We start from the raw sequence: 15,533 nt of genomic DNA on the forward strand, positions 1-15,533 counted from the left end.
GCTATTTTCATAGATATATCCTTTTTTGTAAAGAATCCTGGCTCTCCGAGGCGTAGGCTCTACCCTCCGGCCTGTAAGCCCTACGGGCTGGAAGCGGAGCCGGAGGCCCAGAGGACCAGGCTTTGGTTTACTCCCATAGGGGTGCACCTATCTCAAATGGAGTAAATTAAATTCCAAATAACAAATAACAAATATCAAACAAATAACAATGACCAAAAGGGGAAATCCCAAATAACAAAATACAAATAACAAATAAATTCCAATGACCGAAAAAACAAATAACAAACAAAAGAATAAAAAAAATAGTTTTAGCCCTTGTTTGGAATTTGAAACTTGGAATTTGTGATTTATTTGAAATTTGGTGCTTGGAATTTGTGATTTTAGACACAAAACTCCAAGGCAGAGCCGGACAACTCTGACCTGGCCCAAAGGACCAGGTTTTTCAGGGCCAAATAAATGCTTTTCGGATTGTATATATTCCAGAACTTATCGAAAAGCAACGAGAATTCAGTTCATCATTTTTTGCTTTAATGGTTCAGGCAGCCATTCAATATCCGGCAGCAGAGGATCGTCGGGCCTAAACCGGCCGCTTTTAATTATCGCAAACTTTATACCGTATTCTTTCGCCAACTGTTTTGCTTCTTCAATCTGGTGTTGATTAAAATTAAAAGGAATAAATTGCCACTCAATCACCGCCCTGTTGATAGCAGCACCTAGCTTCATGGCTTCAAATACTTCTATAAAACTTGTGTTGACACGATATAAATGAGCGGTATCCTGCAAACCGTCAAGCCCGAAACAAACCGTGTCACGACTATCCAACAAGTTAAATATTTCTTCCCACCACTCTAGCTTTTTCCCACTACCGTTTGTAGCAATTCTTAGTTCTTTGCCTGACTGTTTTATTTTCTTTACGACCTCAGGAAAATGCGGGTAATAAATGGGGTCGCCCAGAGTGCCGGAAAGCATAATTTTCTTAAATTTTGGATTTGCCACCAGCCGAAAAACAAGCTCTAAGTGCAAATCCCTTATTTTGTATTCACCTTTAAAGCGTGTCCTCTCACAGTTGGGGCATGACAGTCGGCACCTTGATGTCAGCTCGATATGCAGGCCGTCGCCAAATTTATATTCATTCATAGCTTACTTTTTGATTCAAATCATTTGCTGTAGATTCCGTTTCATATCTGCAGTGTTTTTTGCACGTATATGCTGCGCGTTCAGGATCTTTTACCAGTATGCTAATAAATTCTCTGAACGCATCATTGGCTACTACTTCTTCTATTGAGTGTGCGGTTAAATCGAACTCCGCTTGGCTGAAAATGCTATTTGCATAGTATTCACCAAAATTCGGCAGCCAGCAGCACGGCAACCAGTGACCTTCGTAGGACACATAGCTCTGTTTGCCTTTCAAGCACTTGGGATATATTTGCATGTTCAGAAAACTACACTCCTTTGGGGAGAAACTGCACTATGTTGAATAGATTTTGAAAAATTGTTTCATAATGAAATCGACGGTGTCCTGGTTGACATGGAAATTCTCTTTTCCTTGCGCGAAAATCGGTTGATCAATCATGGGGCGGTAAATTGTGGCCATCTCAAATGCCGGAAAGTAAAAGACATTGTCATGACGGGCGACAAACTCGTCGGTAACGGCTCTCAAGGTAGACTTGGAGTTGCAGCTGGCTGTCATTACGTCGGCTTCTTCACGGAAAGTTGCAAAAAGATGCACCGGCGATACCGTTACAAGCAGCCGGCACTCCGGGTTGTGCTTAGCCATGATTTCATGGATGCGCTCAAGGTTTTCCAGATTTTCATTATATCTGCTTACCCTGAAACGGTATCGGCTCATATCCCCCCCTTCTTTTACGTAGGGACCAGAAGGGAGACAGATTACCGATCCGTCAATTTTATCCTGCCAGATTTCGGTCAACCCGAGCGTCAAGATAAATACTTCGGCTTTTTCCAGAGCACGCCTGGAATGGATGCGATGTTGTTCAAAATCAGCCTCGGCATCATCAATGCTGTCGTACAATAAAATCCTTCGATAAGGATCCTGAACCTTGCCCGACACCGGCGATATCCACCACCGCAGGTCAGGCTGCCAGTGCCCAAAGGTATATTCGAATATCTGGCACATGGAGAAGGTGTTATAGGTTCTTTCCCAGGCGGCACTGGCGTGCACCGAGGCCGGGTTATGGGCCTCCTCAGTGATGTATGCATACCCTTCCTTCAGCAGCACTTTTCTGATCTCCCGGGCAAAACAGGAACCCATGGAGGCAATCTGTGTTGACTGGACAATCTTTAAGCCCAGGCTGCCCGGTGAAGGATAATTTCCATCCGTAGGCGGATTTTTATAGGACCCCGGCCAAACCTGCCATGGTTCAAAAACATGACCGGGACTTACTTCTGAACGTGCCATAATGTCCTTCTTTTATAATAATCTACTCTATTTCTCAAGATAAAACTCCGAAAAAGATGGATAAAGCATAAAGCCACATCCTAACACCTAAAACGTGATGAATTCGACTTTTTACGAATTCATCAGCTTTGTTCTATTATATATAGCTCCGCCCCTTCGCTTACAGCAAAAAAAGGATTAACCATACAATTTTATTATATTAATATTAATTTTTATCTGCAGAAAAATATCATCCGGCACAAATACCACCATATGTTAACATACCGATAACACATGTGCTGCATCTAGCCGCCTGCGCCAAAATAGATTTGGGGAAAACATAGACTAAAATGGACAATTTTTATTGATATCATTAAAAACATAATTATATCAAGGCATTTATAGACATTTAGCGGTTATACATCTTTATATCCCTGCTATCGATTTTCACACATACCTTTCAATTTGTTATTTACACACACACGCGAAATGTACTATCAAAAAATATTTACATCAAATGTTTACATATTTAATTTATACCACACAAATTTAAGGCTGTTTCTTAAAATAAGGCCCTATGTTTAACGTAGACCGTGGATATAAGATTCACTGGGAACTCACCGACCTTTGTAATGTAAAGTGTCCAATGTGTCCTCGTACCGATATCTTTGACCATTGCCGACCAGTTAAAGACATCCAAAATGCTCAGTTTTTTCTGGAAGATGTAAAGGAATATTTTCCTGATAACTTCCTAAGAAAACTGAGCAGAATCGACTTTTGCGGCAATTTTGGTGATCCATGTGTTGCTCGAGATTTTTACGAAATTTGTGAGTTGCTAAGTAAGGCTTATGGGATCACAATCAGTGTTTCAACCAATGGATCAATGCGGAATCCGTCCTGGTGGAAGAAACTTGGCAAGCTTTTTTCCAAAACAAAGAGTTGGCTTGAATTCCATATCGATGGTTTAAAAGATACAAATCATCTATATCGCATCGGCGCAAACTGGGATAAAATTATGGCTAACGCCGAAGCCTATATTTCAGGTGGAGCTCGAGCAGATTGGCACTATATTCTATTCAAACACAACCAACACCAGGTTGATGAAGCCCATGCAATCGCTCGTGAGATGGGATTCAACTATTTCGTGCTCATTGACACAATTCGTTTTCCAAAAGATGGTACATACAGATACATGCATCCGGATGGCGATATGCGCCATTTAGAGCAGCCAACGATCTCAAGCCATCATGGGATTGACAATGCAAAGTCCCTAGTTTTTCGCCCTGAAGATGAGCTCATTCCAAGCAAAGAGATCAAAAGAAAGGCCGTAGTACCTCCTGTGGCAGCAAGTAACATTCAGGTTCTAAGACAAAACGCCGGTTTATTGGCCACAATAAATGGTATCACGTGTAAGGCTTCAAAACAAAACAGGTTATTTCTCGACGCCAATGGCTACATAGCACCTTGTTGTTGGGTCTCAAATAATGATATTCAAAGGCCGGGCAATATGCTTAAAGCCATTACCATGGCAGGAAAAGACTTAAATAACTATAATATACGAAACAGACCTATTGAAAAAATATTGCATGATGAAATTTTCACAGAAGTGTTTAAGAATCTTTGGGAATCCGATGTGCTGGTCACATGCCGCAAAAAATGCGGTAATAACCTTAGAAATGTTAAATCAAAGATTGAGTTATAGATTATACTCCCTACAGCTTGCTGCAGGGATCTTCTAAAAAATGGAGATGTTTCTTTTAGGCGATAATTTCATTTTGTGCTCGGAGAATTAAGCGTGGCAATAAGCAACAAACATTCTGGATTGCTGGAGAAAATTGTTCTCATCTCCGCCCCCTGGCCTCTTTTTAACCGCCCTTCAATTCAAATCGGTACGCTGAAGTCCTATCTTAAATCACAGTTTCCGGACTTGAAGGTCGATGCCCACCACGTTTATTTGAAGATTGCGGCAACCATTGGTTATCAAATTTATCAAGCCGTATCTCAGCGGACATGGCTGGCGGAAACCGTTTACGGCGCCCTCTTATACCCGCAACGACTCGAATCCATAAAAAAGGTTTTTCAGCGACAGGCCGCCCGTCAGCCCGCATTGCGCAAAATAGCCTTTGAGACACTGACAGCTCAGATCGAGACAGTCTCAAAAGCCTTTATCAACAGCACCAACTGGGGAGAATATGGGTTTGCAGGTTTTTCAATATGCACTTGCCAGCTCACCGCTGCCCTCTACTTTATTAAACACATGAAAAAGCGGTTTCCGAATTTGGCAATCGTGATCGGCGGCTCTACGTTCGCCGGAGAATCGATCGAAAATATTTTTGAGGTCTTCCCCGAAATAGATTTTGTCATCAACGGTGAAGGCGAGATACCCCTGGGACGCCTGGTTCATCATTTAAATCACTCCCGGCGCATTCAGGACATACCGCCTGTTCCGGGGATCGTCACCGCCAAGTCCGCGCAAGAAAATATGCCGGTGACGTTCAACCAGATGGAGGATTTGACCGCTCAAAAATGCCCGGATTATGATGACTATTTTGAACTGCTTGAATCTTTGGGCCCGCAAAAATCCTTTTTCCCAACCCTACCTGTGGAGCTGTCTCGAGGCTGCTGGTGGCGAAAATCACATGGCACTGCCGGCTTTGCCGGATGTGCCTTTTGCAATCTTAACCTGCAGTGGGACGGATACCGCTCAAAAAGTGCTTCAGAGGCGGTTTCTGATATCGACAAGCTTGTTAGTAAATACAAAACCCTCTCAGTGGCTTTTATGGATAACATGCTGCCTTTGAAAAACTCGGGTGAAATTTTTACGCGGGTCACCAGGCTGGGAAAAGACCTGCACCTGTTCGCAGAGATCCGGGCTGCTACACCCAAGCGTCTTTTAGCAGCCGTGCGGGCAGCAGGGACGCTGGAGGTCCAGATCGGTATCGAGGCTCTCAGCACACGGCTTTTAAACCGGCTCAACAAGGGTACTACAGCCATTGAGAATCTTGAGGTCATGAAACACTGTGAAGCCCTGGGTATTGTCAATGCATCGAATCTGATACTTTGTTTTCCCGGTAGCAGCGACGAAGATGTGGCCGCGACGCTGCGGTGCCTGGACTTTGCGCTGTCGTTTCGCCCGTTAAAACCCGTACAATTCTGGCTTGGCCTCGGCAGCCCGGTGTGGCAGGATCCTAAAGCATTCGGGCTTAAAGCGGTCTTCAACCACCCCAATTATGCCGCCATATTCGGGCCGAAGATAAACAGGGCCATGCAGTTTACCATTCAAGCTTACCGTGGTGACCTCCTGCGTCAAAAAAAACTCTGGCAGCCGGTTAAAAACAAGCTCAAAAACTGGAAAGAATCGTATGCCGAATTGCACAGAAATCCTGCATCCGGGCATATTCTCAGCTACCGAGACGGCCGGCAGTTTTTGATAATCCGCCAGAAACGGGTCGGGGCCGAACCCTTAACCCACCGTCTGGAGGGAACGTCCAGGACCATTTACCTTTTCTGTGAGCACCACCGCTCCATCAAAAGTATAAAAGGTCGTTTCCCAGGGATACCGCCAGATAAAATCTTGCAGTTTTTAAAAATGATGGTAACAAAGAGGTTGATGTTTGCAGAGAATGACAAATATCTTAGTCTGGCTATACCGGCTTGCAGATCGCCAAATACTAAATACTTTTGAAAAAAGGGGTACCCGTTCAGGGGTTCAGAGGTTCAAGGTTCGGGGCTAGTTAGTAAAGATTAACAAAGAAAAAGCAACCCGACTCGGCTGTCTTCGACCCTGAGCTCAGACCGAAGGGAGCCGTTCGACCTTGAGCGGCTCGACCTGAGTTCGCCGACAGGTCTCACAGCCGAAGGGCTCGTCGCAGGCTGAACTCCTTGGCACGATGTAGCGTTGCGAAGGCTGCTGAACCCTGAACCTGTGAACGCTTACAAAAAGGGCGTTTTGCAAAGGTCTCGTAAAAGGGAGGAATATTATGGCAAAAAAGACGATCGGATTTGTTGGCCCGGATGGACGCACCTGTATGTGTGCCTATACCGTATCGACCGTTGAAAGTGAGAAGTTTGTTGGTGCTATAATCAAAGGTATGACTGGTATGGGGCCGATATTGGACGCCGTCAGGGGAAAGAAAAAATGGTCTTTGAAAATATTCCCTGTTAAAGGAAAGACGGTCGAAGAATACAGCGCTGTCATCAAAAAAGCATTTGAAGACGGTGAGATTGACAGTGTTGTGATCATGCCTGAAGATCTGATTTATGAAGGTCTTGTTAATGAACTTATCGAGGCGGGTTATGGTGATCGGGTCATTGGCTTGACCAAGGAAGCAGCTTTTATTGAAGGTGATAAGGTTAAAGCTAAAAAATGGATGCAAAGGGCCGGTGTGCCGGTTGCACCTTTCAAGGTGGTCGATGCTAAAGACCTTCAGCAAGTTAAAAAGGAGGTCACTGAGTTCATCCGCCAACACGGTGGAGCAGTATTAAAATATCCTTACAGTGCCGGCGGCAAAGGCTCCCGGCCTGTTTTCCGGGTCGAAGATATTATCGATGTATGGCATAGACTGCATAAAGATTACAGCCGAAACTACGGCAAGCTGCACGGAGACAATCAATGGCCGCTCTTGATTGAAGCCTGGAAGTCCGAGATTGAGATCAGCTTTACCACTTTAGTTGACGGCAAGGGCAACTTTCGCATTCTTCCCACTGCCATGGATTATCCCTTGCGGTTTGAAGGGCCTCCCAGCCAGAATAACCCTGTTACCGGTGGTATGGGCGCTATCGGTATGCACCCCGCTGAAACACCTGAGCTTATCGAAATGGTCGGTGACAAAATTTTTAAACCGTTTGTTCAGGAGATGGAAAAACAAGGTATACTGCGGCCGTGTATTCTTTATCCGGGCTGCCGCGTATCGATAGATCCTGTTACGGGGAAGCCGGTGGACATCCTGGTCTACGAAATGAATGTTCGGGCGGGCGAGCCGGAGATGCAGGTTGTTGCCCGGCGACTTAAGAATCTGGGGGAGCTGGTTGTTGCTGCGCTCGAAGGCCGCCTTGACAAGGTTGAGCCGGAAGTACGCAAAGACCAAATTTCTATCAGCCTGGCGCTTGTTGTCGGTCCCGGCGGACCTCAAGGCCAGAAAGGATACCCTGATTCTTATACAAAGTATGAATCGGTTGCCGTCAATTTCAAGAGTCTTGCCAAGCGGGGCATCCTGCTTGTCCCGTCGAATGTTAGCTGGGATGAAGAAAATCAACGGCTGGTATCGGATGGCTCGCGGGTGTTCTATCTCAGTAGAAACGCCACTGTCAAACCAGGGCAAAAGAGAGGTGAAGCAGCGCAAACGCTCAGGAATACGCTCTTGCAGGCATTTGATGCCGGTACTGTCAGAGTGACTCCGCGAGAAGTAGGAGAGACCTTTGAAGCGGCCAAGTTGCTGCTTGAGCAGGGCAATATATCCAAGGCCGAGTTCAAGAAAGCCGCGGCTGCCTATGAAAAAGCGAATCGTCTTGATCTGCGTCGCGACCCCGGCAGGATCTACGAAGAGTGGGATGAGCTGTACCCCGACTGGCAGCTTGACACCTAAACCAGTTTTTCATTGATGATATCTGCAACTCATGCGCTTCGACATACTGGCAAGTTAGGTCTCCAACAATTGAAATATCCCGCCAATATCCCGCTTAGACCCCGCCCAAATAAAAAATACCCAGCTTACCCTGCAAATTTGAAAAAGATACCCCGCCGCGTCGTGCAAATAAAATCATACGCTTTATTTGCAACAGCTAATATGTTAAACCCATCGCTCATTTATGTTCCGGGAGACCTGGAGCTTATAAATAGGAAAAGGCCTGAAGTTGCCGCTCCAGGCCTTTAATGAGGACAAACCGTAAAGTATACGGAAGCCCACCACACGATTATTACATACCATGGCTTCCGATTGCTTTCAAGAGCGGAGGCGATGGCGTGCGCAGTGATGTGTTACTAATTGAACTGGAATGCAAACATTGTAAGCTAAGATTTAATATTTGCCGAAAATGTTATTGCGGTCATGTCTACTGCTCCAGCAGTTGTCGCCGTGAAGCTCAGTTGAAGCTCTGATTAAACAGATAGAAAGAACATTCAGTGAAAAATCAGAGGGTTAACTTTTTGCATTCCTCACCATACAAATTTTTCCAGACTCATCGGATTTTTAATTCCGACCATGTTGAAATACTTTTTTTGCATTGGAGTTGTATTCGTCACTTTAGGAAATGTTTGGGCTCTGTCTTCTCTTTTTGAAAATTTTACTTTGTATTTGACCAGTTTGGAATTAGATATCTCTTCTAATGGCTCCATTATACATTTGCCCCCCCATGTAGTTTATCTCAAATATCCTCTTCAGAAGTAATGCTAAAATACAGCTAAACACATGCGCCCTCACTCTAAAAGGCCAAAGTGCGGTGCGGCAGACCGAAGGGCTGTGGCAAAAATTCCGAAATACCACGTAGCTTGTTGGAGCGTAGCGGAAATCCCATCCAGCGGGGCTACGGGGATAGGAATTTTAGCCTTTCCCTTATTAGATCCCGTCCCGCTTACAGCGGGGCGGGAGTTTCATAAAATCGTGACACGATTTTATCCTAAATATCCACATATTGTGGTATATTTGAGATTGACATACTATATGTTCTTGCTTTATGGTGAAAGCTAAAGGCTGATTTTGGCAGAAAATGGTGTGAGAGTACCGATATCTCACAAATTAAAGCGGTTCTCAAAAATACGTTCCGTTTCCGCCGCCGGATAATTTCGTTTAAATCGGCAAGAACTCACAAATAAAAGCGCGTAAACAAAACAACAAGGGTGATAGTGTAGGAATTTATTTTTTGAAGCGGCGTAGCCGCGTTATATAAAATTGCGTAGCGATTTTATTAAAGGAGGAATGATATGGCGATGATGACCTTGAAAAGACTGCACGATCTGCTAGATGCGAATCAGGATAAAGATGGTTTGATATGGCAGGGAGCTTGTCACGACTGCCAATGTGAAGTCAAAGTGACGGCAACTCCCAAAACAGATGGCATCCATATCAATGGGGGGAGCGTATACGAACCCGAGGCCGACAAGTTTATCATGAAGTGCGATGGCTGTTTTGGTAATGATCCTGCATTGCGAAATTATCAGGACTGTGAAGTTTACAGCCGGGTGGTCGGCTATTTGCGTCCGGTGAACCAGTGGAATGATGGTAAATTCGCAGAGTTTCATGACCGCAAAATGTTTGACGCCAGTATCCGGTAGGCGGTCGTAATTTTTCAGCGGCTTGGATATGAAGCCATGAGGATTTTTTTTGAACAAATTAAAAAAAAGGATCAAGTTTTTTACTTGTCGTACCGATAAATATATAAAAAATATTTGATTTGCTGAAAGGCAAACCTTCCGAAAGGTTGGGGCGCAAAGCTTCCGGTCTAAACCCTGCAAAGCGGGGTAAGATAGCGGGGTTGCCAGGCCATTAACATAGCAACCCGCTTCTTCTCGGAGGCGGGTTTTTTTGTTCATAATTTCACAAGCAAAAAAGGACATTGACTAAATACAAATTTTGGTAAAATCGCATGAAGATCAAAGATGCTGCCGATTATATGCGGCAACAACAGACCGGACAATTCAGAAAGTCCGAAGACGGTAAAAGACCATTTTCCAGAGAACATGGCTACAATCTGGATAGTACTAATGGCTCAGAAGTAATTCTGTCTGCGGCAGCAAAGGAAAGCATTGCATCTGAACCGGCGATTAGGAAAGATAAGGTTGCCGAGCTAAAAGAAAAAATTATATCCGGAAGATATGATATAAACTATAAGGAGCTTGCTGATAAGATAAGTAGATTGATACCTTTCCATACGGATCATTAGATGCGGGTAGTTCATCTAAAATACTACGTTGAAACAATAACCAGAGCAGACGAGGTCAACTTCCCCGTCCACGTGTATTGAGCGACCACTTAATAAGATCATTTCTTCCCCTTTAGGTTTTTATTTTCAAGTTGGATCTATCAAAAAAGCCCCGCTTCAGTAGTGGGGCTTTTTGAATTTGTTTTAAAAGGATGGGCCAATGTAAAATTATTGCACTTTTTTATTGCTTGGCGCCCTGGAAAACGCCTTGAGCACCGTTCAAGCCGTCCACCATACCCCAAGCGCCTCCAATAAATTCGCCGTTGGGCCCGTAAAGCGATCCTTGCGCACTTGCATAATCAGGAGAAGAATCGTTAAGAGTCACGGTTCCGCCGGTGATATTAAATGTACTGCCGCTAAGCGTTCCGGAGGCACCGGTAATTGAAGCAGATTTATTTCCACCGGAAACACTCAGAGCAAAATTGCTGATTGCGCTTGAACTTAAATTACAACTAAACGTCCCGGTCATGTCAATACCCTGGGGTTCGCTTCCCGCAGTATCAAAATAAGTGCCATAGGCAGGCCCGCTGTAAGTGCCGCTGATCCCGGCCACCGCAGCATCAGGGGTAGGATAACCGGCAATGTAGTATCCCTTATTGTGCAAATCATGAATAACGGTATCAATAAGAAAAGTTTGACTTACGTACCACCAGCCCCATTCCATATATGTATTGCTGCCAAGCTCGCCTTTGGTTACGGAATAACCGAGATTATCATCCGAACTGTTTGCAGGTGTACCATCAACACTTGCCTGCTTCAGCTTCGGGCTAGTATTGTTAAAACCGCCGTCAGAGTAGCCATCTATAAAGCCCGACGTATTAGCAAGACCATCAGCTCTGATCACAGCTGCATTGAAATCCTGGCGTGAACTGCTGAGATAAACATCGACCAAAGGTAACCCAGATTGATTTTTAAGCATGCCGGAAAAATAGCCTTGCCTGATGATGCTTGTACTTTCTGTTGCTATTTGAACGTTGGTTGTGCTTTGGACAACAATTACGGCTTTATCGACCACAGCAGTATTCGTGGTGCCGGATTCGCCACCAATATTAACCATACTTTCACCGGTGCCGGCATCTTTTTTACCTTCACCGGTGCCTGCATCTTGGGCCGCAGAAGGCTCAGGAGCCTCTGTATCGGACTCAAATTGCCTGGCTACATCTGGAGGCGTGGGTTGTTTGTTCTCGCCCCGTTCCGAGGTTGCCACCCTGCTCTCATTGGCATTAACTTTTTGCGTGGTGCTGTCGGCCAGCGCCGTGACATCCAACGCTCCGTTAAAACAATACGTAACCGTCACCAGCCCCCCGGGGATAGTCCGGGCCAAAAGGTATTCAAAACCCGCATCGGAAGTATCGGCAAGGTATACAGGTTTGTTTGCCGCTATTTTATCTCCCTCTTTTCTAACCTCCACCCCGAACTTGGTCCCCCTAACACCCACCACAGCCGTAGGGGTTTTCACCACGATGGAGGTGGTTTTATATTTGAACAACCGCACAACATAAAACATGGCCTTGCCCCGCAGCATATTGAAGATCGAGGTTTTCTTCTTCTTTAGACGGTTGTCAATGTACTCCTCGAGACCCAGCCGGGCATTCTCGCCCATGGTTATCACATCTTCAGTGGTAAACTTGATGCGGCTGCGGGAGTCCTGTAAAGTGAAAATGGCATCGTGTTTAAAAACCGCATCGCCTGCAGCTGCAAAAAAGGCCTGTCCGCTATCCTCATGCAGTACCACCACATGACCGATCACGGTCTGGATAATGCCGGCATGCTGCGCCTCAGAATCGATGTAATGGTCTTTTACATCCAGATCCTCCAGATCCTCGGGAAGGGCCTCGCGGGGTGCGGTCTTGCCCCTGTCCGCGGCTGCATCTGCCCGTGTTAGCGTTGCCGGCAGTCCCCCAAATAAAAATGTCGATACCAGTAACACTAAAAAAATATATCGTTTCATGTCGGCCTCCCTCAATTTGTTGCCCCAATTGAGCTTCAATCTTAATGTTTAGAGAGCAAATAACATGCCAGACTAAGCGAAAAACAGGGAATGTCCAATAACCCTATGATTTGTTTATAAATAACGAATATCACGGAAACAGGTTCAGAGGGTTCAAACCATGAAAACCGTATACAAAAGTATACAGCAGTATAATTTTTCATACATTTCTTTCATACAAGGATACCAAAAACCATGATCTTATTGGTTTTATGGATATTCAAAGGCTGTGATTGGGATGAAATTAATGAATGATTTGGGGTGGTAAATATAAAATATTGTATTGCCCTTATGGATGTTAATATTTCAAAGAGGGAGATAAACTATTTAAAAGTGAAGATTGCTGGTACCAATCTGAGATGTAAATGTTGGGGAGGCGAGCGAGCCTGTATGAGTGATGAAGGAGGGGTAATGCCCTCCGACGTGACGCGCGATGTCACGCCGAAGGAGGTCCTGCTTGGGGCAAAGGGGCTCTGGGGCCTTGGCTGGTCCCGGACTCAGAGTCGGATAAACCGCGCCATATTTCTATCCCGAACCGCAAATCTCCACTGCCTATGAAGCTTGCCTACGAACAAATAATTATTTCACAGCTTCCTTCAAAGCCTTTCCTGCAACAAACTTTGGCACCTTACTTGCCGCAATATATATTTCTTCTCCTGTCTGCGGATTTCTGCCTTTACGAGCCTTCCTGTCAACCACCTTAAATGTGCCGAATCCAATTAGTGATACAGAGTCTCCTTTTTCCAATGCCTTGGTAATGCTTGAAAGAACGCAGTCCACGGCCGCCTGAGCTTCTTTTTTGGTTGTTAAGACTTTGGAAACCTCGTTGATTAAATCTCCTTTGTTCATGTTTTTTCTCCTTTTTTGATAAAATGTTAAAGCATTACGATTCCAGATATTGCTTACACTAATACAAGGTAATCGACTGAGTCAATAGAAGATACGGTTGTGGAATCATGTATTTTTCAGGACTCGATCCACCCTTTTTATGGGCTATCCCTTTAATATTTTGCGTTCTTCGTTATGGTTTTTGTTTCCTGCCACCTGACAGGCATCTCGCATTCATGTTGAAATGCCAAGTTTAGGCAGGATATAGAGTTGTAAAAAGAAATAAATACCAATTATTACCAGAAAAATAATTGTTATTTTCATCAAACCTCCTTATTTATATGATAAAAGTGCTTCTGCTCAATTTTTCCTACTAATAATACAAAACAGACCCGCCATTAGCAATGCCGTTACAAGTCCGAGATGTGGAAGATCCAAAAATATGATAAATCCGGGCGGTAATCCGTCTAATCAGATTAATAACATTGAAGATAACGTAAGGCAATCGTAAATATTTTACAAAATACCTATTGCTCGTGAGCTAAAAGGTGGGATCGGAGGTTTGCTCTCTTTTGGCCTAAACCAATCTTACTTCGTATATTTTTTCTGTGCGTGTCAACCGTCCTTGGAGATATCTTCATAATCTTTGCTATTTTTTTAGAAGGATAGCCTATCTTTATCATGTTTACTATCTGGATTTCTTTGGGTGTTAACCTTAGATATTTCAGGGAAAGTTTTCGAGTAAATGGTGAAACAATTTCATTTAGATTTGATTCTAAAATATTCACAAAAGCTTCTTGGTGATCATCCAGCTTGGTTTTTTTAATTTTTTCAAAATATGGTGCAATCAGTTCTTTTACGTTGGTCATTACATTTTCTTCTAATTCTGTTTTATCCTCTATCTTTTTTTTCAATAAAACCTTCATGGCGGTGTTAAGCTCTTCAAGGCCTTTTGTCTTGAGTTCCAATTCTCTGGTTCGTTTTTTTAGCGCTTCCTCGGCCTGCTTGCGCTCGGCATCTGCTTTAGCAATATAGAGAGCCATCTCGATGGTGACTTCAAGGTCTTTATTCTGGAATGGCTTGAGAATAAAGCCAAAAGGATAAGTAAGTTTGGCGCGCTCAAGCCTGTCCTTATCGGCGAAAGCGGTAAGGAATATAACCGGAATATCAAATTGGGTGCGTATTTTCTCAGCAGCTTCAATCCCGTCAATCTCACCTTTAAGCACTATATCCATCAACACCACATCAGGCTTATTCTCTTTTACCTTCACAAAGGCTTCTTCTCCATAACCCACTATTGCGGTAACACCGCAACCAATCTGCTTCAACCGGCTTTCGATGTCCATTGCGATAGTGCTGTCATCTTCCACAATCAAGACTTGTGCTTTTCCCATGGCTCTAAATCCTTTTTCTATACAATGCTTTTTTGAACTTTATGTGAAACTGGGTTCCACCTGTTCGATCTAAATCAATATTTGGTTTACAAAGCTTGTATTTGGGGGCCTTTTTCCCCACGAGATCATTCTAAAATTTCAAAGATATTGTGTTTTTTTTGCTTGCCAGAAGCAGCGTTTAATATAGTCCGTATGGCTTGAGCAGTCCGGCCCTTTTTCCCGATAACCTTCCCCATATCTTCTTTTGCCACTCTAAGTTCAAATACCGAGACATGTTCAGTCTTTACTTCGAAAACTTCCACTTGTTCCGGATTGTCAACCAATGCTTGCACAATGCGCTTGATCAGGTCTTTCATAGCTCTATCTCTTTTGTTGGCTGTTAAGAATCACAAAGATTAAGGACAAAAAGTCCCCTCAATGCTCCCGTGGTTTTTTCAGTAAAGAGTTTAAGATACCAAAAGGGAATCAATATCATTGACGATAACGTAAGGCAATCGCAAATATTTTGGGCTTTATGTTTTGATAGCGACTTCCGGGACGCACTAAAATTATAAGTTTCCTCTTGTAACTGCAATGAATGTTATAATTTTAGGGAGTCCCCTAAGTTTCCGGAAGGTACAAATTCGTTTATTAATCACTGATCAAGGTTTGACCCCGATCCCTAGCATATCTCCAGAACAATTAAGGTGACGTCGTCATGAGTTAGCTCTTTCTTCGTATGTTGATGCAGCGCTTTGAGGACTGCCGATCTGAGTTCCGAAAGTGGGGCTTTTATGTTGGCATCAAGGACATCTTTTAGGCGCTCATTACCAAAGAGATCATCCTCGGGGCTGGGTGCTTCCGTGACGGCCTCCCCGTGGCCGACAACATCCGCTATAGCTAATCGAGTGATTCGGTCACCTTTACAGACTCCAAAGTAGTAGATGTCTCCACCCTTGCCTCCGTCACTGGCGGCGGAGTATAGTGACGCGACGACCTTTCCGGCAGAGATCTCTAAATCCTGATT

General features: G+C 44.2%; 14 protein-coding genes and 1 riboswitch. Of the genes, 5 read left to right on the forward strand and 9 right to left on the reverse strand.

All coding sequences use genetic code 11. The features are described 5' to 3' along the window. Positions 1–507 precede the first annotated feature (507 nt). The 3 genes from V3S16_RS06705 to V3S16_RS06715 are packed head-to-tail and all read right to left on the reverse strand — an operon-like array spanning position 508 to position 2,419. Positions 508–1,137, reverse strand: a complete 630-nt coding sequence (locus V3S16_RS06705) for a radical SAM protein (protein WP_413883900.1) — start codon at positions 1,135–1,137, stop codon at positions 508–510. Further along, positions 1,130–1,432: a hypothetical protein gene (locus V3S16_RS06710; protein WP_413883901.1), complete on the reverse strand. Its 303-nt coding sequence runs from the start codon at positions 1,430–1,432 to the stop codon at positions 1,130–1,132. Before V3S16_RS06710 ends, V3S16_RS06705 begins: the two co-directional genes overlap by 8 nt. A 36-nt stretch (positions 1,433–1,468) precedes the next feature. Further along, on the reverse strand, positions 1,469–2,419 hold the full coding sequence (locus tag V3S16_RS06715) for a GSCFA domain-containing protein (RefSeq protein ID WP_413883902.1): 951 nt from the start codon (positions 2,417–2,419) through the stop codon (positions 1,469–1,471). 556 nt (positions 2,420–2,975) lie between these two features. Between V3S16_RS06715 and V3S16_RS06720 the strand changes: the two genes are divergently transcribed. From V3S16_RS06720 to V3S16_RS06730, 3 genes are all read left to right on the forward strand, one after another. Then, complete coding sequence (locus V3S16_RS06720) at positions 2,976–4,100, forward strand: radical SAM protein (RefSeq protein WP_413883903.1); 1,125 nt, start codon at positions 2,976–2,978, stop codon at positions 4,098–4,100. A 93-nt stretch (positions 4,101–4,193) separates the two neighbouring features. After that, positions 4,194–6,083, forward strand: coding sequence for a RiPP maturation radical SAM C-methyltransferase (locus V3S16_RS06725; protein WP_413883904.1), 1,890 nt, complete (start codon positions 4,194–4,196; stop codon positions 6,081–6,083). 295 nt (positions 6,084–6,378) lie between these two features. Then, on the forward strand, positions 6,379–7,983 hold the full coding sequence (locus V3S16_RS06730) for a hypothetical protein (RefSeq protein WP_413883905.1): 1,605 nt from the start codon (positions 6,379–6,381) through the stop codon (positions 7,981–7,983). A 569-nt stretch (positions 7,984–8,552) separates the two neighbouring features. Here V3S16_RS06730 and V3S16_RS06735 read toward each other — a convergent pair. After that, the gene (locus tag V3S16_RS06735) at positions 8,553–8,732 is read right to left on the reverse strand and encodes a hypothetical protein (protein ID WP_413883906.1); all 180 of its coding nucleotides are present in this window, start codon (positions 8,730–8,732) and stop codon (positions 8,553–8,555) included. Between the two features lie 585 nt (positions 8,733–9,317). Between V3S16_RS06735 and nrdD the strand changes: the two genes are divergently transcribed. Both nrdD and V3S16_RS06745 read left to right on the forward strand, forming a co-directional pair. Next, positions 9,318–9,668 (forward strand): anaerobic ribonucleoside-triphosphate reductase, encoded by a 351-nt coding sequence (gene nrdD / locus V3S16_RS06740; RefSeq protein ID WP_413883907.1) that lies wholly within the window; start codon positions 9,318–9,320, stop codon positions 9,666–9,668. Positions 9,669–9,786: 118 nt separating this feature from the next. Next, positions 9,787–9,876, forward strand: a riboswitch (cyclic di-GMP riboswitch). 103 nt (positions 9,877–9,979) lie between these two features. Beyond that, a complete protein-coding gene (locus V3S16_RS06745; protein ID WP_413883908.1) occupies positions 9,980–10,276 on the forward strand; it encodes a flagellar biosynthesis anti-sigma factor FlgM in 297 nt (98 codons plus the stop codon). A 220-nt stretch (positions 10,277–10,496) separates the two neighbouring features. Here V3S16_RS06745 and V3S16_RS06750 read toward each other — a convergent pair whose 3' ends face one another. The 5 genes from V3S16_RS06750 to V3S16_RS06770 form a co-directional block, all read right to left on the reverse strand. Next, positions 10,497–12,266, reverse strand: a complete 1,770-nt coding sequence (locus V3S16_RS06750) for a FecR domain-containing protein (RefSeq protein ID WP_413883909.1) — start codon at positions 12,264–12,266, stop codon at positions 10,497–10,499. 618 nt (positions 12,267–12,884) lie between these two features. Further along, positions 12,885–13,154, reverse strand: a complete 270-nt coding sequence (locus V3S16_RS06755; protein ID WP_413883910.1) for an HU family DNA-binding protein — start codon at positions 13,152–13,154, stop codon at positions 12,885–12,887. A 506-nt stretch (positions 13,155–13,660) separates the two neighbouring features. Beyond that, positions 13,661–14,527 carry a response regulator gene (locus V3S16_RS06760; protein ID WP_413883911.1) on the reverse strand — a complete coding sequence of 289 codons (867 nt, stop codon included), beginning with the start codon at positions 14,525–14,527 and terminating at the stop codon, positions 13,661–13,663. A gap of 125 nt (positions 14,528–14,652) precedes the next feature. After that, a complete protein-coding gene (locus V3S16_RS06765; protein WP_413883912.1) occupies positions 14,653–14,883 on the reverse strand; it encodes a KH domain-containing protein in 231 nt (76 codons plus the stop codon). A 305-nt stretch (positions 14,884–15,188) separates the two neighbouring features. Continuing rightward, the coding region (locus tag V3S16_RS06770; RefSeq protein ID WP_413883913.1) for a SpoIIE family protein phosphatase at positions 15,189–15,533 on the reverse strand (345 nt) is incomplete at its 5' end.

It is taken from the genome of Candidatus Desulfatibia sp., from assembly GCF_036446775.1.
GTDB lineage: Bacteria > Desulfobacterota > Desulfobacteria > Desulfobacterales > UBA11574 > Desulfatibia_A.